The organism is Glycomyces sp. NPDC048151, from assembly GCF_043202775.1.
GTDB lineage: Bacteria > Actinomycetota > Actinomycetes > Mycobacteriales > Micromonosporaceae > Glycomyces.
Genome location: NZ_JBIDBB010000003.1, coordinates 332,830 through 355,757 on the forward strand (window position 1 = coordinate 332,830; position 22,928 = coordinate 355,757).

21 protein-coding genes and 1 pseudogene are annotated in these 22,928 nt (G+C 71.2%); 15 read left to right on the forward strand and 7 right to left on the reverse strand.

Going from position 1 to position 22,928, the window contains the following annotated elements:
- Positions 1-161 precede the first annotated feature (161 nt).
- Positions 162-2,036, forward strand: coding sequence for a glycosyl hydrolase (locus tag ACGGCP_RS08250; RefSeq protein WP_392962851.1), 1,875 nt, complete (start codon positions 162-164; stop codon positions 2,034-2,036).
- Between the two features lie 24 nt (positions 2,037-2,060).
- Here the strand turns inward: ACGGCP_RS08250 and ACGGCP_RS08255 are convergent.
- The 3 genes and pseudogenes from ACGGCP_RS08255 to ACGGCP_RS08265 all read right to left on the reverse strand — a co-directional run.
- A pseudogene (locus tag ACGGCP_RS08255) lies at positions 2,061-2,621 on the reverse strand (DNA-3-methyladenine glycosylase); the annotation flags it as partial.
- Complete coding sequence (locus tag ACGGCP_RS08260) at positions 2,618-3,157, reverse strand: DUF3515 family protein (RefSeq protein ID WP_392962854.1); 540 nt, start codon at positions 3,155-3,157, stop codon at positions 2,618-2,620. The pseudogene ACGGCP_RS08255 and the gene ACGGCP_RS08260, both read right to left, overlap by 4 nt.
- An 8-nt stretch (positions 3,158-3,165) precedes the next feature.
- Positions 3,166-3,399: an Lrp/AsnC ligand binding domain-containing protein gene (locus tag ACGGCP_RS08265; protein WP_392962857.1), complete on the reverse strand. Its 234-nt coding sequence runs from the start codon at positions 3,397-3,399 to the stop codon at positions 3,166-3,168.
- A 145-nt stretch (positions 3,400-3,544) separates the two neighbouring features.
- On the opposite strand from ACGGCP_RS08265, the gene ACGGCP_RS08270 reads away from it, so the two are divergent.
- On the forward strand, positions 3,545-4,495 hold the full coding sequence (locus tag ACGGCP_RS08270; RefSeq protein ID WP_392962860.1) for a thiamine-phosphate kinase: 951 nt from the start codon (positions 3,545-3,547) through the stop codon (positions 4,493-4,495).
- Positions 4,496-4,700: 205 nt separating this feature from the next.
- Here ACGGCP_RS08270 and rpmB read toward each other — a convergent pair whose 3' ends face one another.
- Complete coding sequence (rpmB, locus tag ACGGCP_RS08275) at positions 4,701-4,892, reverse strand: 50S ribosomal protein L28 (protein WP_030157716.1); 192 nt, start codon at positions 4,890-4,892, stop codon at positions 4,701-4,703.
- 400 nt (positions 4,893-5,292) lie between these two features.
- Here rpmB and ACGGCP_RS08280 point away from each other — a divergent pair, with 400 nt between their 5' ends.
- The 9 genes from ACGGCP_RS08280 to rnc all read left to right on the forward strand — a co-directional run bounded on the left by ACGGCP_RS08280 (position 5,293) and on the right by rnc (position 13,845).
- A complete protein-coding gene (locus ACGGCP_RS08280; protein WP_392962864.1) occupies positions 5,293-6,567 on the forward strand; it encodes a hypothetical protein in 1,275 nt (424 codons plus the stop codon).
- A gap of 114 nt (positions 6,568-6,681) precedes the next feature.
- Positions 6,682-8,313, forward strand: coding sequence for a DAK2 domain-containing protein (locus tag ACGGCP_RS08285; protein WP_392962866.1), 1,632 nt, complete (start codon positions 6,682-6,684; stop codon positions 8,311-8,313).
- Positions 8,310-10,496 carry an ATP-dependent DNA helicase RecG gene (recG, locus tag ACGGCP_RS08290; protein ID WP_392962868.1) on the forward strand — a complete coding sequence of 729 codons (2,187 nt, stop codon included), beginning with the start codon at positions 8,310-8,312 and terminating at the stop codon, positions 10,494-10,496. Before ACGGCP_RS08285 ends, recG begins: the two co-directional genes overlap by 4 nt.
- Before the next feature lie 84 nt (positions 10,497-10,580).
- On the forward strand, positions 10,581-11,138 hold the full coding sequence (rsmD, locus tag ACGGCP_RS08295) for a 16S rRNA (guanine(966)-N(2))-methyltransferase RsmD (protein WP_392962871.1): 558 nt from the start codon (positions 10,581-10,583) through the stop codon (positions 11,136-11,138).
- A complete protein-coding gene (gene coaD / locus ACGGCP_RS08300) occupies positions 11,135-11,626 on the forward strand; it encodes a pantetheine-phosphate adenylyltransferase (RefSeq protein WP_270121368.1) in 492 nt (163 codons plus the stop codon). The genes rsmD and coaD overlap by 4 nt, the downstream gene beginning before the upstream one ends.
- A gap of 35 nt (positions 11,627-11,661) precedes the next feature.
- Positions 11,662-12,201: a hypothetical protein gene (locus ACGGCP_RS08305; protein ID WP_208495294.1), complete on the forward strand. Its 540-nt coding sequence runs from the start codon at positions 11,662-11,664 to the stop codon at positions 12,199-12,201.
- Positions 12,202-12,342: 141 nt separating this feature from the next.
- Positions 12,343-12,909 carry a YceD family protein gene (locus ACGGCP_RS08310; RefSeq protein WP_392962875.1) on the forward strand — a complete coding sequence of 189 codons (567 nt, stop codon included), beginning with the start codon at positions 12,343-12,345 and terminating at the stop codon, positions 12,907-12,909.
- Positions 12,910-12,942: 33 nt separating this feature from the next.
- Entirely contained in the window at positions 12,943-13,116 is a 174-nt protein-coding gene (gene rpmF / locus ACGGCP_RS08315; protein ID WP_392962878.1) for a 50S ribosomal protein L32, read from the forward strand.
- 12 nt (positions 13,117-13,128) lie between these two features.
- Positions 13,129-13,845, forward strand: coding sequence for a ribonuclease III (gene rnc / locus ACGGCP_RS08320; RefSeq protein ID WP_392962881.1), 717 nt, complete (start codon positions 13,129-13,131; stop codon positions 13,843-13,845).
- Between the two features lie 53 nt (positions 13,846-13,898).
- Here rnc and mutM read toward each other — a convergent pair whose 3' ends face one another.
- The 3 genes from mutM to ACGGCP_RS08335 all read right to left on the reverse strand — a co-directional run bounded on the left by mutM (position 13,899) and on the right by ACGGCP_RS08335 (position 16,308).
- Positions 13,899-14,744, reverse strand: coding sequence for a bifunctional DNA-formamidopyrimidine glycosylase/DNA-(apurinic or apyrimidinic site) lyase (mutM, locus tag ACGGCP_RS08325; RefSeq protein WP_392962883.1), 846 nt, complete (start codon positions 14,742-14,744; stop codon positions 13,899-13,901).
- Between the two features lie 13 nt (positions 14,745-14,757).
- Positions 14,758-15,381 (reverse strand): response regulator transcription factor, encoded by a 624-nt coding sequence (locus ACGGCP_RS08330; protein WP_392963580.1) that lies wholly within the window; start codon positions 15,379-15,381, stop codon positions 14,758-14,760.
- A gap of 183 nt (positions 15,382-15,564) precedes the next feature.
- Positions 15,565-16,308, reverse strand: coding sequence for a CAP domain-containing protein (locus ACGGCP_RS08335; RefSeq protein ID WP_392962886.1), 744 nt, complete (start codon positions 16,306-16,308; stop codon positions 15,565-15,567).
- A gap of 349 nt (positions 16,309-16,657) precedes the next feature.
- Here ACGGCP_RS08335 and ACGGCP_RS08340 point away from each other — a divergent pair, with 349 nt between their 5' ends.
- From ACGGCP_RS08340 to ACGGCP_RS08355, 4 genes are all read left to right on the forward strand, one after another.
- The gene (locus ACGGCP_RS08340) at positions 16,658-16,846 is read left to right on the forward strand and encodes a hypothetical protein (RefSeq protein WP_392962888.1); all 189 of its coding nucleotides are present in this window, start codon (positions 16,658-16,660) and stop codon (positions 16,844-16,846) included.
- Between the two features lie 202 nt (positions 16,847-17,048).
- Positions 17,049-20,609 carry a chromosome segregation protein SMC gene (smc, locus tag ACGGCP_RS08345; protein WP_392962890.1) on the forward strand — a complete coding sequence of 1,187 codons (3,561 nt, stop codon included), beginning with the start codon at positions 17,049-17,051 and terminating at the stop codon, positions 20,607-20,609.
- A gap of 50 nt (positions 20,610-20,659) precedes the next feature.
- Entirely contained in the window at positions 20,660-21,805 is a 1,146-nt protein-coding gene (gene ftsY / locus ACGGCP_RS08350; protein ID WP_392962893.1) for a signal recognition particle-docking protein FtsY, read from the forward strand.
- A gap of 38 nt (positions 21,806-21,843) precedes the next feature.
- Complete coding sequence (locus ACGGCP_RS08355) at positions 21,844-22,632, forward strand: phosphotransferase enzyme family protein (RefSeq protein WP_392962896.1); 789 nt, start codon at positions 21,844-21,846, stop codon at positions 22,630-22,632.
- Positions 22,633-22,928: the final 296 nt, after the last annotated feature.

Genomic DNA, 22,928 nt, shown 5'->3' on the forward strand with positions numbered 1-22,928 from the left:
CGACGCGACCTTGAGGTGACGGCCGGGCGAACGAGGGACGCGCCACGGGCGGGATGGGGGTTGTGTTTGCGAGAGCAGACTAGTAAAAACCAATTTGTTCGCTAATATGGTGATTCGCAGTATTTTGAGCGGCGATCACATTGGACGGAAGAAGGTGGACGATGAGCGACACCGACACGCGCCAGCCCCTCCGGGCGGGCCGCGGCATCGTGACCGTCCTGGCGGTGCTCCCGCTGGTACTGGCGGGTTTCGTGGTCGGGTACGGCGTCGGCGGGGGCGGGGACCGCCTCGGCATCGCCGTCGACGAGGCCTGGCAGGACGGCGACGGCACGTTCGACCACGCGCCCCTCGCCGCCTCGTTCACCGCGACGGCGGTCGCCGGTCCCGCGCCGCAGTCGCCCGCGGTGCTGCCCGTCGGCTACTCCGCCGACCTCGGCATCGCCGTCACCCACCTCCAGTTCGCCGTCGACGAGTCCACGGTCCGGCCCGACCACACCGCCGAGCTGCGCCTGCCCGTCGCCGTCCCGCCCGACAGTGAGGGGATGACCGTCGAGGTCGCCTCCGTGCACCCGGTGAGCTGCCTGTGCTCGCTGACCGCCGCCACGGCCCCGCCGTACGGCGCAGTGTGGGACGCGGTCGAGATCGACGCCGGCGCAACGGAAGTGGTCCTCGACGTCACCGGCGCGATCAACGCCCCCGGCCGCTACGGCTTCGCCGTGACGACCCCCGACCGGAACTCCTACCTCGAGTTCGAGGGCGCCGAGTACGGCGCCGGCCCGAACCTGCGCACCATCTCCGCCGTGCCGCCGGTCAACCCGGTCCCGCCGACCGCGCCCGTCCCGCTGCCCGACCCGACCGGCTCGCCGAGCCCGACGCTGTCGCAGGACCCGACCGATGCGCCCGCTTCGGACGCACCGTCCTCGACCGCGCCGTCCTCTGAGGCACCCGCCTCGACCGGCCCGACTGCGCCGACGAGCCCGCAGCCGACGACCGGCCCGACCGCCGACCCGGCGCTCCCGGCCGCCGAGCCGACCTCGCCGCAGGGCCCGCCGCTGCAACCCGAAGCGGGGCAGACCGAAGACCAGCTCGCCACGTGCAGGACGGGGGAGAAGCTCATCCCGACCTGCGGCGCGCTCGTCGGCGTCGCCCCCGCCGCGCACACCAGCCTGCCCAAGGAGCAGGCGCTCCTCGACTTCGAGACCACTGTGGAGCGGACGCAGCAGGTCTACCACACCTACGAGCGCGCGGACGAGCGCCTGTGGCCCACCCCCGAGCAGATCGCGCTCACCGAGGACCCGCTCAAGCCGCGCACCCTGTTCGTCAACTGGAAGCCGCGCATGGCGAACTGGGCCGAGATCGCCGCCGGGGACCCGGAGGTGGACGCGTACCTCGACCAGCTCGCCGAGCACATCAACGCCAACTTCGACAAGCCGTTCTTCTTCACCGTCCACCACGAGCCCGAGAACGACGTGGTCCAGAAGGAGGGCTCCGGCATGGAGGCCGCCGACTACGCCGCGATGTACCGCTACGTCGTCGAGCGCCTGCGCGGCGCGGGCGTCGACAACCTCGTCACGGTCATGAACTACATGGGCTACCTCAAGTGGGTCGAGAAGCCCTGGCACGAGGACCTCTACCCGGGCGCGGACGTGGTCGACTGGATCGGCCTCTCCGGCTACGGCCAGTCCCTCCACGACGACGGCCGCTCCGACTTCGGCGAGATCGTCGACCAGACCAAGGGCGAGAGCGCCTGGCCCGGGTTTTACCACTGGGTCGCGCGCGAGCACCCCGACAAGCCGATGATGCTCGCCGAATGGGGCGTGTTCTACGAGGAGCAGTACCCCGACCACCAGAAGGCGGTCTTCCAGGCCGCCCGCTACCAGATGGCGCACTACCCGCGACTGAAGGCGATCGTCTACTTCGACACGCCCGCCGACCACAAGAGCGGCCGCAACTCCCAGGTCCACCAGCACGAGGACACGCTCGAAGCGTTCCGGGAGCTCATGCAGTCGCCGCAGTTGGACGTCAAGCTGGAGTAAGTCCGCGGCGGCCGGGGCCTTCGGGTGGCGCTTGTACGGCGACACGAACCGGTCGCCCGGGATCCAGAAGCGCCACGCCGTGTCGGCCGCCTTCGTGATCCCCGTGCGCGGCCCGGACGACACCGCGGCCGCGCCGCCGCCCTGGAAGACCGCGCCGACCATGTCGCGGCCGTCGTCCTCGCGGTCCCAGCCCATCGCCTGCGCCAGCCGCGCCGGGCCCCGCGCCAGGTCCCGGTCCGGGACGTTCGCGCCGCGCCGCTCGCGCGCCGCCTCGAGGCCGTCCACGACCTCGCCTGCCCGCAGCAGCACCGCCGCGCCCGAACCCTCCGGGCCGCACACCAGGTTCGCGCAGAAGTGCATCCCGTACGTGAAGTACACGTAGAGGAACCCCGGCGGGCCGAACATGACCGCCGTCCGCTTCGTCTCCCCGCGGAACGAATGCGAGGCCGGGTCGTCCTCGCGGTACGCCTCGACTTCCGTCAGCCGCACCGTCACGCCGTTCGCGGTCACCGTGCAGCCCAACAGCTCCGGCGCCACCGGCACCGAATCGCGCGCGAAGAACGCGCGCTCCAGCGCAGCGCTCACGCGCACCCTGTCGGCGCCTCGGCGGCCGCCGGCACCTTCGCGGCGATCACCGTCGACAGGTCGTTCAGCACGTCCACCGGCTGCTCGTTCGCGTCAGGCACGCTTACGCCCACCGGCACCTGCCGGTCGAGCGTCGTCCACTCCAGGCCCGCCTCGTCCGAGTACCAGCAGACCCCGTTGAGCTTGTACACCAGCGCCGTGTCCTCCACCGGCACGGACGCGACACCGCACGTCGCCACCGCCGCCGGATCGCCGTACGCCATGACCGACTCCGCCGCGCCCGCACCGCCCTCGACCGGGCGCGCCTGCAGGCCGCCCGCCTCCGCGGGCGCGGTCGCGGTCAGCGCGAGGCAGATCACCGCGTCCTCCTCGCTCAGCGCGGGGACCTCGACCGCCACCGGCGACAGGTCCTCGTGGACGGGCTCCGCCTCGGGCGCGATCGCGTTGAACACCAGCAGCCCCGCGACCACCGCGACGGGCACCGCCACCGCGGTCGCCACGATCGCCGGAAGCCGCGACTTCTTCTCCGAACCCACCGCGCTCCTCAGGCGTTGAGAATCGAACAGGTCAATGTGCGGGTAATGCCCGCCACCCGCTGGACTCTACTCACCACCAGCGTCTTGAGATGCTCGCCGGAGGCGGCCTCGGTGAGCACCACCACGTCGTAGGGACCGGTGACGATGTCGACCCGGACCACGCCCTCGATCGCCGACACGGCCTCGCTGACCTGGTCGGCCATGCCGACCTCGGTCTGGACCAAGATGTACGCCTGCACCATGAGACAGGCCTCCTCTGGAAACGGCCAAGAAGGGGATCGTGGGGCAGTACCCGACACGGGCGGGCCTGACCGCTTCGCGATCGCCTTTGAGCGAAGATTACCCAGTCATCCACCGACCTTCAAACGCCCGAGGAATGAGCCCCACGTGAGTGAGACCGTCGCCGAGGTCGGCGAGTTCCGCCTCATCGAGCGCTTCACGCGCCATTTCGCGACCACACCCGCCGTCGTGCTCGGCCCCGGCGACGACGCCGCCGTCGTCACCGCCCCCGACGGACGCGTCGTCGCCTGCACCGACATGCTCGTCGAAGGCAACCACTTCCGCCGCGACTGGTGCTCCGCCGCCGACGTCGGCCACAAGGCCGCCGCCGCGAACCTGGCCGACATCGCCGCCATGGGCGCCCGGCCCACCGCCCTCCTCGCCGCCGTCGCGGCCCCGCAGGACCTGCCCGCCGAATGGCTCGACGGCTTCGCCTCCGGACTCGCCACCGAGGCCGCCGCCGTCGGCGCGGCCGTCATCGGCGGCGACACCACGCGCGGCGAACTCCTCACCGTCACCGTCACCGCCCTCGGCGACCTCGAAGGGCGCGAACCGGTCACACGCGCCGGAGCCAGGCCTGGGGACGTGCTCGCGCTGGCGGGCCGGATCGGCTGGGCCGCCGCCGGGCTCAACGTGCTCTCGCGCGGCTTCCGCTCGCCCGGCGCGCTCGTCGGCGCCTACCGCAGGCCGCAGCCGCCCTACGCTGCCGGACGTGACGCCGCCCTCATGGGCGTGCGCGCCATGATCGACGTCTCCGACGGCCTCCTCGCCGACGTCGGGCACATCGCCAGCCACTCCGGCGTCGCCGTCGACGTCGACACCGCGGCCCTGCCCGTCCCCGAACCCATGCGCAACGCCGCCGAGGCCCTGGGCGCCGACGCCCGCGGCTGGCTCCTCACCGGCGGCGAGGACCACGCGCTGGCGGCGTGCTTCCCGCCCGACGTGCTCCTCCCCGAAGGCTGGCGCCGCATCGGCGCGGTCGCCGAAGGCGCAGGAGTCACGGTCGACGGCCACCGCTGGACCGGCCCCACCGGGTGGGACCACTTCACGAAGGAGTAGCGAACGGGCTCGGCGCGAGGTGGCGGCCGGGTGCCTGTCCACCCGCCCTGGGCGGGCAGGTCCCCACCATCGCAGCCGGGTCCGACGGTCAAGCGCTTTCGCCGGAGGGCCTGTCGCCTCACTCCGGGCGCGACCGCGTTTCCGGGTACGACAAAGCGCCGCCGGGGCCAAGCCCCGGCGGCGTAAGTCTTCGCGGCGTCAGCCCTTAACGGGTGACCTTGCCGGCCTTGATGCACGAAGTGCAGACCTTGGCGCGGCGCTTGTTGTCACCGGAGCCAGTCGCGATGCGGATGGTCTGCAGGTTCGGGTTCCAACGACGACGGGTCTTCTTGTGGGACCACGGGACGTTGTTGCCGAAGCCCGGGCGCTTCGCGCAGACTTCACACACGCTCGACATAATCCAAAACTCCTGCATTGACGTTCAATCGGCCCACCCCGACGGCGGGCAACCCGGTAATTCTAACGGACCCGGCGAACCGCCGCCCATCCAGGTGGCGGGACCTGCGCCACAGCCGCCGGGGGCTTCGTCCCCGGCCGCCGGGCCGACCCGGGGAAGGGTCTAGTCCCACCCGGGCGGAACACCTGCGCCGCAATCGAAAGACCTACTGTGCTGCAAGCAGACGTAGGCCCGGATCGGTCAGATTCGTCGGTCCTCCCAGGACGCTCCGCGGCGGCGCTGCGCTGTGGCGGCTGCCGCGGTCGGCTACCGTTGGTGACTCTAGGATGGGTTCAGATCCCGTAGGCTGGCCGCATACACATGATGTGCCGATGCCCATATCTTCTTTGGTGAGTCGAACATGAGCCACACCCCGCAGCAGCCTGCCGACGGCTGGCAGCCGCCGCAGCAACAGCCCCCGGTGTACCGCCCGAACGAGCAGCCTCCGCAAGAGGAGCAGCCTCCGTGGTCGCCGGAGAGTCAGCGCATGGCGCAGTCGGGCCAGATGGGCCCGGTGGAAGAGGACGGGACCGTCAAGTACGTCGGCGGACCCGGCCAGCCGTCGCCGCAGCAGTTCGGGCCGCCCCCGGGCGTCCCGGTCTCGCCGTTCGACGCGCCGCAGCAGCAGGCCTTCCAGGGCATGCCCCCGCAGCAGCAGCCGTTCCAGGCGTCCCCTCCGCCTCAGCAGCCGTTCCAGGCGTCTCCGCCGCCGCATACCGCGGACCCGTTCGGTCCGGCTGGCGGCATGCCGGTCTCGGGCATGCCGGTCTCCGGGATGCCTCCGGTGTCGTCGATCCCCGCTTCGGGGATGCCGGTCTCCGGGATGCCGGTCTCCTCTCCGGTCGGGCAGCCGCCGTTCGGCGGCGGTCAGTTCGGGCCCCAGGGCGGCCAGCTCGTCCCCGTCTCGGGCGGCGGGGCCCAGCCGTGGGGCGCGCCGGACACCATCCAGCGGAAGTCGAAGAAGAAGGGCGGCAAGAGCCCGAAGTGGCTCATCGTCGCGGGCGTCGTGGTCATCGTGCTGGCCCTCGGTGTCGGAGGATTCGTCCTGTTCAACCCGTTGGGGGGCGGCAGCGGCGACGACGAGACGACCGGCACCATCGAAAGCAGCGGCGTATCCGAGAGCGGTGAGGCCGCCCAGAGCAGCGAAGCCGCCGAGAGCAGCGAGGCCGTGGAGAGCGAGCCGCCCGCACCGGCCGCGGTCGCGGTCGTCCCGAACGAGGCTTCCGGCCTGAGCATCCTGGCTCCTGAAGGCTCCACCGAGGCCACGAATCCGCCGACCGTGTTCACCGGTCCGACAGGGCTGATCCTGGGCGGAACCGGCCCGACCGTCTTCTTCGGCGCACTCGACCCGGCCGCGATCGGCGCGGGCGAGGAGGTTCCGGTCGCCGACCTTGGCACGAACCTGCAGAACCTGGCCGCGACCTGGGCGGGCGGCACCGCCGAAGGCGCCCAGGCGGTCCAGTTCCGGGTCGACGCCCGGTCGGCTCAGTTCAACACGTTCACCGTCGGCGATCTGACCGTGATGACCGCGGTGATCCAGAACGGCGACGGGTATGTGGGCTTCGTCGGGTCGGCCACGGCCGACCAGGTCGAAACTCTGGACGCCGCCCGCTCCAGCCTTAGTTTCGGCGCCTGAGCGACCAATAGGCATCGACCGGCCCGCACGCGGAAGCGTGCGGGCCGGTCCGTTTTCCGCCGCCCGCGCGCTTGCGCTTCCGCTCGCCGCCGCGGAGGCGTATCCTCATGGCCCGTGGTGGAAATCCCTGAATCCGGACGCCAGGCCCTCGACGCAGACACCATGCGCGAGTGGGCCGCGCGCGGCATCGACACGTTGACCCGCCACCGGCGCGGCGTCGACGAGCTCAACGTGTTCCCCGTCGCCGACTCGGACACCGCGACGAACATGGTCGCGACCCTCCAGGCCGCCTTCCAGGGCGGCACGCCCGGACTCGGCCTCGAAGCGCTCCTCGACGAGGCCGCCGGGCGCGCGCTGCTCTCGGCCCGCGGCAACTCCGGCGTGATCCTCGCCCAGATGCTCCGCGGGCTCGCCGACGTCTGGAACAGCGACGAGATCGACGCGAAGGGCTTCGCGGCCGGGCTGCGGTCCGCGACCGACGCCGCGACCGGCGCCGTCGCCGTGCCCACGGCGGGCACGATCCTCACCGTCGCCGAGGCCGCCGCCACGGCCGCCGGGAAGGCCGCCCCGTTCGGCCTCGTCTCGGCCGCCCGCGCCGCCGCCGAGGCCGCCGCCGAAGCCGTCGCGGCCACGCCCGGCCAGCTGCCCGCGCTCGCCCGCGCCGGGGTCGTGGACGCCGGGGGCCTGGCCCTCACCGTGATCCTCGAAGCGCTCGTGGAGACCCTCACCGGCTCCGTCTCGACCGGCGCGCTCGACCTCCTCGAACGCCACCGTGTACGCGCCGTCTCCGAGGTCGAGGAGGTCCCGCGCGAGACCGGCTCGGAGGTCTACGGCTACGAGGTCCAGTACCTCCTCGAGGCGAACGCCGCGGCCGCCGCCGACCTGCGCCACCGCCTCACCGCGCTCGGCGACTCGGTCGTCATCATCGGCTCGCGCGCCGCGAAGGACGTCACCACGTTCAACGTCCACGTGCACGTCAACGACATCGGCGCGGCCATCGAGGCCGGGATCGAACGCGGCCGCGTCCACCGCATCTCCGTGACCCGCTTCGACGACACGGTCGCCGCCCACGCCGCCGCGGCCCACGACGCACGCATGCACGCCGCGCCCGCGCGCCGCCACCACGACGCCGAGGCCGCCCGCGACCTCGTCGTCGTCACCGACGCCGACCGCCTCCGCGAGTTCCTCGCGGGCGAAGGCTGCCGCACCGCGACCGCCGCGACCGTTGGCGCCGAACTCGCCGCTGCCCTCGCCGACGGCGCCGCGAGCGTCGTCGTCCTCTCCGACACCGACGCCGCCGCGCGCACCGCCGACCGCGCCGTCGAGTCCGCCCGGAACGACGGCCACCAGGTCACCGCGCTCTTCGGCGTCACCCGCGTGCAGGCCGTCGCCGCCGTCGCCGTCCACGACCCCGAGCGGCAGTTCGACGACGATGTCTCCGCGATGAGCGAGGCCATCAAGGCCTGCCGCACCGGCGAGGTCCACGCGATCCCCTCCGGGTTCTCCTCGGTCATCCGCGGCACCGCCCAGTCGGTCTTCGGCGAACCCGCCGACGCCGCCCGCGACCTCGCCGACCGCCTCTGCGCCGACGGCGCCGAACTCCTCACGATCCTGCCCGGCGCCGGTTCGAACGCCGGGATTGTCACAGCCTTGAGCGATCATGTCCGGGAGGCGTGGCCGCTGGTGGAGATCCAGCAGCTGCCCGCCGGAGACGACGAACCGCTGCTGCTGCTAGGAGCCGAATGACCATTGGGCTGGACACCCGGCTGCGCGAGGTCCTGGGCAAGAAGACCGTGGACGCGCTCAGCGAGGGGCTGGGCCTCGACACCGTCGGGGACCTCCTCGGGCACTACCCGTTCCGCTACGCCCAGCGCGGCGAGCAGACCGACCTCGGCGCGCTCCAGATCGGCGAGGACGTCACCGTCACCGCGCAGGTCCGCGCCGCCGTCAAGAAGTCCTTCGTCCCCAAAGGACGCGGCTCGCGGCAGCCCGGCGGCAAACCCCGCGACCTCCTCGAAGTGGTCGTCGCCGATGAGGGCGGGCGCTCCCTCACCCTCACGTTCTTCAACCAGTCCTGGCGCGCCAAGGAGCTCGTCGCCGGACGCTGGGGCCTGTTCGCGGGCAAGGTCGCCCAGTTCCGCGGCCGCCTCCAGCTGAACTCGCCGCAGTACCAGCTCCTCGCCGAGGACGCCGCCGATCCTTCGAGCGCGATCGAGGAGTTCGCCGGGTCCCTCATCCCGGTCTACCCGGCCACCGCCGAGCTCCCGACCTGGAACATCGCCAAGGCCATCCACACCGTCCTCGGCCTGGTCAAGTCCCCGCCCGACCCGCTCCCGGCCTCCCTGCGCGACCGCCTCAGCCTCCTCGGCTACGGCACCGCCCTGCACCAGATCCACCGCCCCGACTCCCACGAGGCCCTCGGCGCGGCCAAGAAGCGCCTCAAATGGCAAGAGGCCCTGGTGATGCAGGCCGTCCTCGTGCGCCGCAAAGCCGAGGCCGCGGGCGACTCCGCCACCGCGTACGCGCCCGGCGGCGCCCTCCCCGACGCCTTCGACGCCCGCCTCCCGTTCGCCCTCACCGACGGCCAGCGCCAGGTCGGCGCCGAGATCGCCGCCGAGCTCGCGGGCGAGCACCCGATGCACCGCCTCCTCCAAGGCGACGTCGGCTCCGGCAAGACCCTCGTCGCGCTCCGCGCCATGCTCCAGGTCGTCGCCCACGGCGGCCAGGCCGCGCTCCTCGCCCCCACCGAGGTCCTCGCCGCCCAGCACCACCGGTCCATCGTCGAGATGCTCGGCGACCTCGCCCAGGGCGGCGAACTCGGCGCCCCGCCCGAGGCCACCCGCGTCGCGCTCCTCACCGGCTCCGCGACCGCCGCCCAGCGCCGCACCGTCCTCGACGAGGTCAAGACCAACACGGCCGGGATCGTCATCGGCACCCACGCGCTCCTCTACGACGGCGTCGACTTCGCCGACCTCGGCTTCGTCGTCGTCGACGAGCAGCACCGCTTCGGCGTCGAGCAGCGCGACGCCTTGCGCGCCAAAGCGAACCGCACACCGCACACCCTCGTCATGACCGCCACCCCCATCCCGCGCACCGTCGCCATGACCGTCTACGGCGACCTGGAGACCAGCCGCCTCACCGAGCTCCCCGCCGGACGCACACCGATCGCCACGCACGTCGTGCCCTACACCGACCAGCGCTGGATGACCCGCACCTGGAACCGCGTCCGCGAAGAGGTCGCCGCCGGACGCCAGGCCTACGTCGTCTGCCCCAGGGTCGGCGGCGAGGACGCCGAGGACTCCGGCGCGAGCGACAAGCGCCCGCCGCTGGCCGTCGTGGACGTCATCGAGCAGCTCCGGGCAGGCGCCCTCAGCGGCCTGCGGCTCGGGCTCCTGCACGGCCGCCTCGACGCCGACGAGAAGGACCGCGTCATGCGCGCCTACTCCGCGGGCGACCTCGACGTCCTCGTGGCGACCACCGTCATCGAGGTCGGCGTGAACGTGCCGAACGCGACCGCGATGGTCGTCCTCGACGCCGAGCGCTTCGGCATCTCGCAGCTCCACCAGCTCCGCGGCCGCGTCGGCCGCGGCGCGCACCCGGGCCTGTGCCTGCTCGTCAGCGAAGCCGCCGAAGGGACCTCCTCGCGCGAGCGCCTCGACGCCGTCGCCTCGACCACCGACGGCTTCGCGCTGGCCGAGCTCGACCTGGAGCAGCGCCGCGAAGGGGACGTGCTCGGCGCGGCCCAGTCGGGCATGAAGTCGCACGTCAAGCTCCTGTCGCTGCTGAAGGACGCGGACATCATCGAGGCGGCCCGCGCCGAGGCGACCGCGCTCATCGACGCGGACCCGAAGCTCGCGGGCGAGCCCGGCCTGGCCGCCCTCGTGGACGACCTGGCCGCCGACCGGGGCGAGTTCCTGGAGAAGGGCTGAGGAAAGGGCCGAAGGGAGGTGCGGCGGGGCCGCCGCGCACCGGCAGGCTGCGGCTCGCGTCGGGCCGGATTATTGTTGTGGCAAATGACTAGGATCATCGCCGGCAGCCTCAAGGGCCGCCGCCTCGCCACGCCTCCGGGGGACCGCACCCGGCCCACCTCCGACCGGGTCCGCGAAGCGCTGTTCAACTCGCTCGCCCCCGGCGGCGACCTCGACGGACTGCGTTTCGCCGACCTCTACGCCGGTTCCGGCGCGGTCGGCCTCGAAGCGCTCTCGCGCGGCGCCGCCTCGGCGCTGTTCGTCGAGTCGCACGCGCTCACCGCGAAGCTCCTGCGCAAGAACATCGCCGACCTCGGTGTCACCGGCGCGGAAGTGATCTGCGCCCCTGTCGAGAAGGCCCTCCAGAACAGCCCGGCCGAGCCGTTCGACATCGTCTTCGCCGACCCTCCCTACGCCGTCACCGACGCCGCCATCGCGGACGTCCTGGAAGCGCTGGTCGCGCACGGCTGGCTCGCCGAGGACGCCGACGTCGTGGTCGAACGGGGCGGCAAGGACGCCTCGGTGCCGTGGCCCGAGAAGATCGCAGAAGACCGCGTCCGGCGTTACGGCACGACGGCCCTTTGCTACGGTCACGCCCTGTGAAACCTGAAGCTCGCATCGCCGTGTGCCCCGGTTCATTCGATCCGGTGACCTACGGTCATCTCGACATCTTCGGACGCGCCGCCCAGCTGTACGATGAGGTCTGGGTCGCGGTCTTCCACAACGCCTCCAAGAACGCTCTCTTCAGCGTCGAGGAGCGGGTGGAACTCCTCCGCGAGACCACCGCGGACATCCCCAACGTGCGCATCGCGTCCTTCCGAGGGCTCGTCGTCGACTTCTGCCAGAAGCACGGCGCGGGAGTGCTCGTCAAGGGCGTCCGCGCGGTCTCGGACTTCGACTACGAACTGCAGATGGCCCAAATGAACTACGGGTTGCGAGGCATCGAGACGGTCTTCATTCCGACCAACCCCCTGTACTCCTTCCTGTCGTCCTCGATGGTCAAGGACGTGGCGAAATGGGGCGGCGACATCTCGCCCTACGCGCCTGAAATCGTCCAATCACGACTGATCGAGCGTTTGGGGCAGGATTAGCCACGTTTCAGACCCTCATCCGGGACAATGTCCCCATGACTGACATCGACGGGAGCAAATCGGTGGGTGCGCTCGACCGGATCGAAGAGATCATCGCCTACGTGGAGCAGGCCAAGGCCGTGCCCATGTCCCGGGCCTGCAAGGTGGACCGGGCCGAGATGATCGCCATGCTCGAAGAGCTCCAGAACGAACTCCCCGGCGATCTCCGCCGCGCCGAGGCCATGCTCCAGGAGCGCGACAAGATCATCGACGCCGGCGAGCGCGAGGCCGAGCGGATCATCACCGAGGGCGAGACCGAGCACGCGCGGCTCGTCTCCCGCCACGAGATCACCGTCTCCGCCGAGCACGAGGGCAACCGCATCATCGCGGAGGCCCGCGGCGAGGCGCAGCGCCTGCGCGACGAGGTCGACGAGTACGTCGACACGACGCTCGCCAACTTCGAGCAGTTCCTGCACCGCGCCCTCTCGGGCGTCGAGCGCGGCCGCGACAAGATGCACACCCTCCGGGAGATCGGCACCTTCGCGCCCTCGCCGCAGGAGCCGATCGAAGAGGAGAAGCCGCTCCCGCAGCTCTAGCGGTGTCGGTTCGCTCACACGCGCCTTCGGGCGCTTCACCCTGCCCTCCACCTGGGTTGGGGCCGCCCCCGCCGCTGATGTAGCATTACCGGTCGGCCTCGATCGAGGCGCACTCCCTGACGTAAGGACCGCAGTACTCCCATGACGACCGCTCTGGATCCCGCCGCGCCGCTGGTGTTCGACACCGCGGAGCTGCGTGGCGCGGGCACGATGATGCACATCGCGCGCGAGATCCCCGCTCCCGAGGCCTACGGCTTCGAAGCGGTGTACGCGGTGCCCGAGGGAGCGGTCCTCGACCTCGACATCGACCTCACCGGCGTCAGCGAAGGCGTGCTCGCCGCCGGCCGGGTCGAGGCGGTCGCGGAAGGCGAGTGTGCGAGGTGCCTCGCACCCGTGCAGGACGCTCTCAGCGTCCAGGTGCAGGAGCTGTACGCTTATGAAGGCTCCGTCACCGAAGCGACCACTGAAGCCGACGAGATCATGCGGCTTCAGGGGGACCTGCTCGATCTGGAGCCCGCGGTCCGGGACGCGCTGGTGCTGGCTATGCCGGTCACCCCGCTGTGCCGACCTGACTGCCCGGGATTGTGCGCCGACTGCGGCGTTCCCTGGGATGAACTGCCCGACGACCACGTCCACGAGACCGTGGACCCCCGTTGGGCGGGCTTGGAGAAGCTTCGGCTCGCCGGCAATGACGGCGAACCGAAATAGCACAGCGTAAGCGTATAGGTATGGAGTTCTGAAGTGGCTGTTCCGAAGCGTCGTATGTCGCGCAGCAACACCCGGCACCGTCGTTCGCAGTGGAAGGCTGCGGCGGTCCAGCTTGTCGAGTGCCCGCAGTGCCACGCCAAGAAGCGCGGCCACCAGGTCTGCGAGGTCTGCGGCACGTACAGGGGCCGTCAGGTCCTCGAGGCCTAAGTCCTCCCGAGCATGGGCGACAAGGCAGTACAACATTTCGAAGCGGTGTTCGGGGTTCGAGATATCGACCCCGAACTGCTGCGTCTCGCCCTGACGCACCGGTCCTACGCCTACGAGCACGGCGGACTGCCCACCAACGAGCGCCTGGAGTTCCTCGGGGACTCCGTGCTCAGCCTGGTGGTCACCACCGCGCTCTACCAGGACCACCCCGACCTGCCCGAAGGGCAGCTCGCGCGCCTGCGCGCATCGGTGGTGAACATGAAGGCGCTGGCCGGTGTGGCGCGTCGCATGGGCGCGGGCGGCATCGGCCCGCACCTCCTGCTCGGCAAGGGCGAGGAGACCTCGGGCGGCCGCGGCAAGAACTCGATCCTCGCCGACGCGGTGGAGGCGCTGCTGGGCGCCGTCTACCTGCAGTACGGCGTGGAGACCGCCAAGGTCGTGGTGCACCGGTTCTTCGACCCGCTCATGGAGGCCGCGGCCGGTCAGGGCGCGGCCCTGGACTGGAAGACCAGCCTCCAGGAGCTGACGGCCGATTCGGGCCTCGGCGTGCCCGAGTACCGGATCACCGAGTCCGGTCCCGACCACGCCAAGCAGTTCACCGCTTGGGCCGTGGTGGCGGGCGAGGAGTTCGGCGAGGGCTCGGGCGGTTCCAAGAAGGACGCCGAGCAGATCGCCGCGAAGCTCGCCTGGCAGGTGCTGTCGGAACGCCTCGGCGTCAAGCAGCGCTAACGCAAGGCTTTCGTGAAGGGCGGTACCGGATCTCCGGTGCCGCCCTTCACGTTCTACTTCTGGCACTTGGGGCAGTAGTGTGCCGACCGGTCGCCGATGACTTCGCGCTTGATCGCGGTGCCGCAGCGGTTGCACGGCTGGCCCGCGCGGCCGTAGACCGCGAGTTCGCGGGCGAAGTAGCCCGCTTCGCCGCGGGCGTCGACGTACAGCTCGTCGAAGGAGGTGCCGCCGACCGCGAGCGACTCGGTGAGCACGTCCTTGACGTGGCCGAGCAGTTCGACCGCCTTGCGCTTGGAGAGCGAGTCGCCGCTCCTGCGGCCGCGCAGCCGCGAACGCCACAGCGCCTCGTCGGCGTAGATGTTCCCGACCCCGCTGATCCAGGTCTGGTCGAGCAGGGCCTTCTTCACCTCGATGGTGCGCCGCAGCAGCCGCTCGGCCGCTACGCCTGCGTCGAACTGGGCCTCGAAGACGTCGGGGGCGATGTGCGCCATGGTCTTCGGCACGGCATTGTCGGGTACGGTGCCGTCGAGTTCGGCGAGGTCCCAGTACCCGAAGGTGCGCTGGTCGATGAACCACAGCTCGCGCGCGTCGGCGAACGTGAGTTTCGCGCGCAGGTGCTTGTGGGCCTCGCGTCCGTCGGTGACGACGTGCAGCTGGCCGCTCATGCCCAGGTGGCACACGAGCGCTCTGCCGTCGTCGAGGGTCAGCCACATGAACTTGCCGCGGCGGCCGCTGCCGGTGACCTGGAGGTCCTTGAGGCTCAGCTGGAAATCGGCGATGCCGGTGGCGTGGCGGCGCACGGCCCGCGGGTTGTAGACCTCGGCGGACTGGATGCGTCCGCCGCGGAAGGCCTCGTCGACCCCGCGGCGGACGGTCTCTACTTCGGGAAGCTCTGGCACCTCTCAAGTATGCCTAGCTGAGCTGCGGGTGCTTCTCCCTGACCGTGTCGAGTCCGTAGTTGATCGCGAACGCGATGGCCGCGAGCCGCGAGTTCACGCCGAGTTTGCCGAGCACGTTCTGGACGTGCGAGCGGACCGTGGAGACCGAGACGCCCATCTGCGTGGCCATCTGGGCCGTGGGCTCGCCGCGCACGATGCGGCGCAGGACGTCGTCCTCTCTGGGCGTGAGATGGTGCGCGAGTTCGAGTGCGTCGTGCTCGCCGAGCAGCGGGGCCGGCTGCAGGGCCGCGCGCAGCAGCTGCGGATCGTAGTAGGGCGGGCTGAGCAGGCCGCGGTCGATGGCGTCGAGCAGGTCGCCGGGCATGATGTGGGTGTTGGCTATCCCGGCGGCCGAGACCGAGACGGCTTTGCGGAGGACCGAGCCGTCGTCGCGGTCGGTGATGAGGAAGACCGGTCGCTTGCAGTCGGTCAGGACCCGGTTCCGGGAGACCGCCTCCAGTGCGACCAGGCAGCAGTCGATCTGCGCATCCGCGGCCACGAGCGCTTTCGCGGTCCTGGCTTCGACTGGGATGTCACCGCGTCGGTGGAGCAGGGGTCGAATGCTGGCGGAGAAGACCCGGTTCGGGTCGTACAGCATGACACGCACGGTTGGCACCTCGTCCTTCAGGTTTTTTGGTCGCCTCCCCAGATGCGCGCCTCAGCGGGCGGCCATCCCAGCATGACTGTTGGTAATCATTCAGTCCAGGCTTGAGTCGGATGGACGACAGTAAGAGGTTCAGACGCGGTTCACCTGCGATAATGCTGCGCCGCCAGGGTGCTGCTACCCGAAGTTCTGGACCCAGTAGAGGGTGCCGTCGCGGTCGGCGACGCCGACGCCGAGGACGCTGTAGTCGCAGTTGAGGATGTTGGCGCGGTGCCCTTCGGAGTTCATCCAGCCCTCCATGACGGACGCGGCGTCGGGGTAGCCCGCGGCGATGTTCTCGCCGACGCCGCCTTCGTAGCCCTGCTCGGCGGCCCGTTCGGTGGGGCCGCGGCCGTCCTGCGAGGTGTGGTCGAAGTAGTCGTTGGCGGCCATGTCCTCGGCGTGGAGGCGTGCGGCAGTGTCGAGGCGGGAGTCGCGTTCCAGTGCGCCGCATCCGGCTTCGGCCCGCTCGGCGTCGACGAGGTCGGCCACGGCGGCCTCGACGTCGGCGTACTCGCCCGTGCCGCCCTGGTCCTCGCCGCCTCCCGAACCGCCGTCGTCCTCCTCTTCGGCGGGCGCCTCGGTGGTCTCCTCGGGCGTCTCGGTGGTGGGGACCTCCTCGGCCTCCTGGGTGCGCATGCCCGCCTCGGCGGGAGCGTCGTCCACCTGGAGTTCAGGGGAGGCGGTGTCCTCAGCCGAGGCGGTCTCGACCGCTGCGGAGGCGGGCCCCGCGTCGGAGGCGGCGAGGCCGTCGAGTGGCGATCCGAGCGCCCAGAGTGACGTCGCGCCCGCGGTGAGGCCGAAGATCGCCGGGATGAGCAGGAGCATCCGGCGGCGGAGGTCGGCGCGGTCGCGGTGGCGTCCGCCCTGGAGTCTTCGCATGGGGGTACGGCCTCGTCACGTGGGGTTACGTGTGCATTGTTCGGATTTTCCGGGACCCTATCAGGTTTGCGCGCCCCGTGCACGGACGTGTTCACGCGTGATCGGACGCGGGGTCCCCCTTCCGGGTGTGACCCCCGTCGAATTCCATGGGCAAAGCATGTGCAAAGCTTGACGAGAACCGTCGATCAGGCGGATGATGTCAGGAGACGGCCAGTGTTCACGAGCCGTGCTCCACTGGTCCGGCTAGGGGCAATCGGCCCCAGCGGCTAAAAAAATTCACTCAGCAAATGCGACGTTTTCATGGTGCGTACGCCAACGCCACCAGTCGACGTGATCGCAAGGAGAAACCATGGCGAAAGCCCTCTACGGCCACATCGGCCAGGCTCCCAACAAGCGCCTGCTCGAAGAGGTGGTCCAGCTACGCGCGCGAGTACGCAACCTCGAGTCCGAGCTCGCCGAGATGCGGGCCCGGGAGGACGAGATCGAGCACGATCATGTCGAGGAGTTGATGCGGCTGCAAGAGCCCGCGTTGACTTAATCCGTCTCGCGACAACGAAACACGGGCGCGCCAGCTGTTCACAGCAGGCGCGCATTGCTATGTCCCCACCCCGCAAGCCCGGAAATCCCTCCCCGGTTCGCCCCTTTTGGGGCCTTTGATATGCCGATCTCCCGGACGGCGGCCTTGTAGGCTGGGACGGTCCCGCACCCGAACCGCGAAGCACACCAGCCCGGAGCGACCGTTGTACCTGAAGAGCCTCACGCTGAAGGGCTTCAAGTCCTTCGCCTCGGCCACGACCCTGCGTTTCGAACCGGGGATCACCTGCGTCGTGGGCCCGAACGGCTCCGGGAAGTCCAATGTCGTCGACGCGATCGCCTGGGTCCTCGGCGAGCAGGGAGCCAAGTCCCTGCGCGGCGGCAAGATGGAGGACGTCATCTTCGCGGGCACTACCGGCCGCCCCGCGCTCGGCCGCGCCGAGGTCACGCTGACGATCGACAACTCCGACGGCGCCATCCCCATCGACTACTCCGAAGTCTCGATCACCCGCCGCATGTTCCGCTCCGGCGAGGGCGAGTACGAGATCAACGGCGACCGCTGCCGCCTCCTCGACGTGCAGGACCTCCTCTCCGACGCCGGCATCGGCCGCGAGATGCACGTCCTCGTCGGCCAGGGCAAGCTCGACTCCTACCTCCACGCCCGCCCCGAGGACCGCCGCGCGTTCATCGAGGAGGCCGCCGGCGTCCTCAAGCACCGCAAGCGCAAGGAGAAGGCCCTCCGCAAGCTCGAAGGCATGCAGGGCAACCTCGACCGCCTCGCCGACCTCACCGGCGAGCTGCGCCGCCAGCTCAAGCCCCTCGGCCGCCAGGCCGAGCTCGCCCGCCGCGCCCAGACCATCCAGATGGACCTGCGCGAGGCCCGCCTGCGCCTCCTCGCCGACGACCTCACCTCCCTGCGCGGCAACATCGCCAAGGACCTCGCCGACGAAGAGGCCCTGAAGGAGCGCCGGGAAGTCCTCGCCGAAGAGCACGAGCGCCTGAACGCCCAAGTGGGCGAGGTCGAGGCCGCGCACGCCGCCGACAAGCCGCGCCTGGCCCGCCTCCAGGAGACCTGGTACCGCCTCCAGGCCGTCGCCGAACGCCTCCGCTCCACCGCCCAGCTCGCCGCCGAACGCCGCCGCTACCTCTCCGAGGACGCCGGGGACGACCGCGCCGGACGCGACCCCGAAGTCTTGGAGACCGAGGCCGAGCGCATCCGCGAGCAGGAGATCGAGCTGCGCGAGTCCATCGCGGAGGACTCCGAGCGGCTCGCGTCCGCAGTGGAGGCCCGCGAGGAGACCGAGACCGCGCTGGCCGACGCCGAGCAGCGCATCGTCACCGCCGTGAAGGCCGCCGCCGAGCGCCGCGAAGCCCTCGCCACGCTGCGCGGCAAGGTCGACTCCCTCCAGACCCGCACCGCCGCCGCGGCCGAAGAGCTCGAACGCGCCAGCACCGCGCTCGCCGAGGCCCGCGAGAGGGCCGAGGCCGCCGCCGAGGCGCACGCCGAAGCCGAGGCCGAGAACGAGGCGGTCGAGTCGAACACCGAGTTCGACGAGGCCGTCGCCGAAGCCAAAGCCCGCGTCGCCGCCGCCAAGGCCGAAGCCGACCGCCTCCAGGCAGCCGAACGCGAAGCCGACCGCGAAGCCTCCCAGTGGGCCGCCCGCGAAGAAGCCCTCGCTGTGGGCCTGCGCCGCAAGGACGGCGCGGCCGCGCTGCTCGCCCGCGCCGACGCCGTGCCCGGCGTCCTCGGCTCCGTCGCGGCCCTCCTCACCGTCGAACCCGGCTACGAGGCCGTGCTCGCCGCCGCGCTCGGCCGCCTCGCCGACGCCATCGCCGTCACCAACCCCGCCAGCGCCGCCGCGGCCCTGAAACTCCTCCGCGACGAGGACGGCGGCCAGGCGGCGTTTTTGATTGAGCACAGTCTGATCGCCGGATCGCAGACCCATGTGGATGTTCCCGGCGGGCTGAAGACCGTCGCCGACACCGTCTCGGCCCCGGCCGAACTCGCCTCCACCGTCCGGTCCGTGCTCGCCGGGATGGTGGTCGCCGACGACCTCGACGCCGCACGCGCCATCGTGGACGCCCACCCGCAGCTCACCGCCGTCACCCGCGCCGGGGACGTGCTCGGCGCGGCCGAAGCCTTCGGCGGCTCCGCGAAAGCCCAGTCCTACATCGAGATCCAGGCCGCCGTCGACGAGGCCCGCGACCGCAAGCTCGGCTCTGAGTCCCTCGCCGCCCAGCTGCGCGAGCAGTTCGAGGCCGCCAAGGAGGCCCACGCCGAAGCCGAGGCCGCCGCCGAGGAAGTGCGCAACGCGCAGCGCCAGGCCGAGGCGGCGCACAGCGTCGTCGCCCGCCGCCTCGCCGAGCTCGGCGCCGCCGCCCGCAGCGCCGAAGCCGAGGTCGCGCGTCTCCAGCAGGCCAAGGACCGCGCCCAGGCCGCCCGCGAGACGGACACCGCCGGACTCACCGACCTCGAAGCGCGCCTTGAGGAACTCGAATCGCTCCCCGCGATCGAGGAGCCCTCGACCGACGAGCGCGACGTCCTCTCCCGCGCGCTCGACGCCGCCCGCCAGAACGAGATGGAGACCCGCCTCTCCGTCCGCACCGCCGAAGAGCGCGCGTCCGCGCTCGCCGGACGCGCCGACGCCCTCGCCCGCCAGGCCCAGTCCGAGCGCGCCGCCCGCGCCCGCGCCGAGGCCCGCCGCGCCGCCCGCGCCCGCGGCGCGAAGGTGGCCGCGCTCGTCGCCGAAGCCGCCGAGAACGCCGGTATCCAGCTCACCGACTCCCTTGAGGCCGCGGCGATAGAGCGCGACTCGATCGCCGCCGAGCAGGCCCGCCGCGAAGCCGCCCTCGCCGACCTGCGCACCCGCGCCGGGGCCACGGCCGCCGAGCTCGAACGCATCACCTCCGCCGCCCACCGCGACGAGGTCGCCCGCGCCGAACAGCGCCTGCGCATCGAGCAGCTCGAGGAGAAGGCCGGCGCCGAGTTCGGCGTCGACATCGAGACGCTGCTCGCCGAGTACGGCCCCGACCAGCTCGTCCCGCCCAGCGCCGAAGAGGTCAACGCCGCGTCGGAGAAGGGCAAGCCTGAACCCGAGCCCTACGAGTTCGACCGCGCCACCATGGAGAAGCGCGCCGCCCGCGGTGAGCGCGAGCTCAAGCTCCTCGGCAAGGTCAACCCGCTCGCGCTGGAGGAGTTCGCGGCCTTGGAGGAGCGCTACAAGTTCCTCAACGAGCAGCTCGAGGACGTCAAGAAGACCCGCGCCGACCTCACCACCGTGGTGAAGGAGGTCGACGACCGGATCCAGCAGGTGTTCGCCGAGGCCTTCGCGGACACCGCCCGCGAGTTCGAGAACGTCTTCCAGACCGTCTTCCCCGGCGGCGAGGGCCGCATCCTCCTCACCGACCCCGACGACCTGCTGCACACCGGCGTCGAGGTCGAGGCCCGCCCGCCCGGCAAGAAGGTCAAGCGGCTCTCGCTGCTGTCGGGCGGCGAGCGGTCGCTGACCGCGCTGGCGCTGCTGGTCGCGATCTTCCGCGCCCGTCCCAGCCCGTTCTACCTGATGGACGAGGTGGAGGCGGCGCTCGACGACGTGAACCTCGGCCGCCTGCTGGACCTGCTGCGGCAGCTGCAGGAGAACTCGCAGCTGCTCATCATCACGCACCAGAAGCGCACGATGGAGATCGGCGACGCGCTGTACGGCGTGACGATGCGCGCGGGTGTCACGCAGGTCATCAGCCAGAAGTTCTCCCGCGAAGAGGACTGAGCGCGCCCCAGTACAGTGGTTGTGCACTCGAACCTGTGGAGGATTTCCCTGTGGACAACCTGTGGATCTGGCTGGTCGCGGCCGTCGTCGTGATCGCCGCGGCCGTCGGCGTCGCGTTCGGCGTCCGCGCCTCGCGCTCGAAGTCGGCCGTCGAGGCTCCCGCTGAGGAACCGCAGGTCGAGGCCCCGAAGGCGGCCGAGCCTGAAGCGGAGGCGACGCCCGCCGCGCCCAAGCCCGCCGCGCCGGGCATCGAGACCCCGGAGCCCGTGGAAGGCCGCCTCGTGCGGCTGCGGTCGCGCCTGGCGCGGTCGAACAACGCGCTCGGGAAGGGCCTGCTGGCGCTGCTGGCGAGCGACAAGCTCGACGACGACGTGTGGGACGAGGTCGAGGAGACCCTCCTGTCCGCCGACGTGGGCATCGCCGACACGACCCACGTGGTCGAGCGCTTGCGCGAGCGCGTGAAGGTCCTCGGCACGCGCGACCCCGCGGAGCTGCGCAGCCTGCTGAAGACCGAGCTCACCGCCGTCCTGGAGCCGAAGCTCGACCGCTCGATCGCGACGGTCTCGCCTTCGGGTGAGGGTCCGGCTGTGATCATGATGGTCGGCGTCAACGGCTCGGGCAAGACCACGACCTGCGGCCGCGTCGCCCGGGTGCTCATCGCGGAAGGCCAGACGGTGCTCATGGGCGCGGCGGACACGTTCCGCGCGGCGGCCGCCGAGCAGCTGGAGACCTGGGGTTCGCGCGTGGGCGCGAAGGTGGTGCGCCGCGGCGAGGGCGCCGACCCCGCTTCCGTCGCGTTCGACGCGGTGAAGGCCGGGGCCGAGGAGGGCGCCGACGTCGTCCTCATCGACACCGCGGGCCGTCTGCAGAACAAGGCCGGGCTGATGGACGAGCTGGGGAAGGTCAAGCGGGTCGTCGAGAAGCAGGGCCCTGTCGCGGAGACGCTGCTCGTGCTCGACGCGACGACCGGCCAGAACGGGCTGCAGCAGGCGAAGGTCTTCGGCGAGGTCTGCGACGTGACCGGCATCGTGCTCACCAAACTCGACGGCTCCGCCAAGGGCGGGATCGTGATCGCGGTTCAGCGGCAGTTGGGGGTACCGGTTAAGCTGGTCGGACTCGGGGAGGGGCCGGACGACCTGGCCCCGTTCGAAGTCGGAGCGTTCGTCGACGCGATCGTCGACGGCGCCGAGTCCTGACACCCCTTTAACGAAGACGGCAGGCACTGCGGGGACCGGTGAGCCAAGACGAGATTCCGCTGATCGGCGGCAACACGAGCACGGTCGTCCGGCTGGGCGACACCGTCCGCCGGAACACGGGACCCTGGACGCCGGCGGTGCACGCGCTGCTGCGGCACCTGGACGGCGCGGGTTTCACTGGCGCGCCGAGGGTGCTGGGCATCGACGAGCACGCCCGGGAGGTGCTCTCGTTCGTCGAGGGCGAGCCGGGGAAGTACCCGCTCGCGCCGCACTGGACGACCGACGAGGCCATGAGCGCGGTCGCGAAGATGCTGCGGATGTTCCACGACGCGCAGTACGGCTTCCGCCCGCCGCAGGGGGCGACCTGGCGGTCCTTCGGGCCGCCGCCGCCGGACACCGAGGTCATCTGCCACCACGACGCCGCGCCGCACAACGTGGTCTGGCGTCCTGACGGGACGCTTTCGCTCATCGACTTCGACCTGGCGAGCCCCGGTGCGCGGATCTACGACGTCGCTTACGCGGCCTGGACCTGGGTGCCGATCTTCACCGACCGCGACTCGGTCACGCTGGGCTGGAAGAAGCCCGACCGGGCGCGGCGGCTGCGGATGTTCGCGGACGCGTACGGGCTCTCCGACCGCGACCGCCAGCGGTTCATCAAGGTGATCCGCAAGCGCATCGTCGACCACATCGAGGGCATCCGCCGGATGGCCCAGGCGGGCGACCCCGCGTTCGAGCGGATCGTCGAGAAGGGGCACCTGCGCCGCCCGGCGCGGGACCTGCGGCTGCTGGACGCCGAGCGCTACATCCTCGACGAGGCCCTGCGCTGAGCCTTTCGGGGCTCTTCCGCGACGAAGACCCTCCGACGAGCCGGGAGCCGGGGGTCTTCGCCAATCCTGCGAGTCTTGCGCATCGCGAGCCGCACCGATGGAGCGCTCCCAATCGGCACCGAGTCTTCGGCCGCCGTTCGTTCTGCTGCGGGAGCGCCGCCGGGTCGCGGCTTCTCAATGGTTTTCGAGGGAAGTGAAGCAAACCTACCGTGCGAGCGTTTGCCTGTCAATAGATAGGCAAATGTCAATATCTCCCGGATGGTGCACGAGAACGGACGCCCCGACCGGCTGCACTA

Coding starts and splice junctions, on each gene's coding strand:
- ACGGCP_RS08250 (WP_392962851.1), top strand. CDS start 162: ATGAGCGACACCGACACGCGCCAGCCCCTCCGGGCGGGCCGCGGCATC.
- recG (WP_392962868.1), top strand. CDS start 8,310: ATGACCATTGGGCTGGACACCCGGCTGCGCGAGGTCCTGGGCAAGAAG.
- rnc (WP_392962881.1), top strand. CDS start 13,129: ATGGGCGACAAGGCAGTACAACATTTCGAAGCGGTGTTCGGGGTTCGA.
- rsmD (WP_392962871.1), top strand. CDS start 10,581: ATGACTAGGATCATCGCCGGCAGCCTCAAGGGCCGCCGCCTCGCCACG.
- ACGGCP_RS08305 (WP_208495294.1), top strand. CDS start 11,662: ATGACTGACATCGACGGGAGCAAATCGGTGGGTGCGCTCGACCGGATC.
- ACGGCP_RS08280 (WP_392962864.1), top strand. CDS start 5,293: ATGAGCCACACCCCGCAGCAGCCTGCCGACGGCTGGCAGCCGCCGCAG.
- rpmB (WP_030157716.1), bottom strand. CDS start 4,892: ATGTCGAGCGTGTGTGAAGTCTGCGCGAAGCGCCCGGGCTTCGGCAAC.
- ACGGCP_RS08330 (WP_392963580.1), bottom strand. CDS start 15,381: ATGCTGTACGACCCGAACCGGGTCTTCTCCGCCAGCATTCGACCCCTG.
- ACGGCP_RS08310 (WP_392962875.1), top strand. CDS start 12,343: ATGACGACCGCTCTGGATCCCGCCGCGCCGCTGGTGTTCGACACCGCG.
- ACGGCP_RS08265 (WP_392962857.1), bottom strand. CDS start 3,399: ATGGTGCAGGCGTACATCTTGGTCCAGACCGAGGTCGGCATGGCCGAC.
- ACGGCP_RS08335 (WP_392962886.1), bottom strand. CDS start 16,308: ATGCGAAGACTCCAGGGCGGACGCCACCGCGACCGCGCCGACCTCCGC.
- ACGGCP_RS08340 (WP_392962888.1), top strand. CDS start 16,658: ATGGCGAAAGCCCTCTACGGCCACATCGGCCAGGCTCCCAACAAGCGC.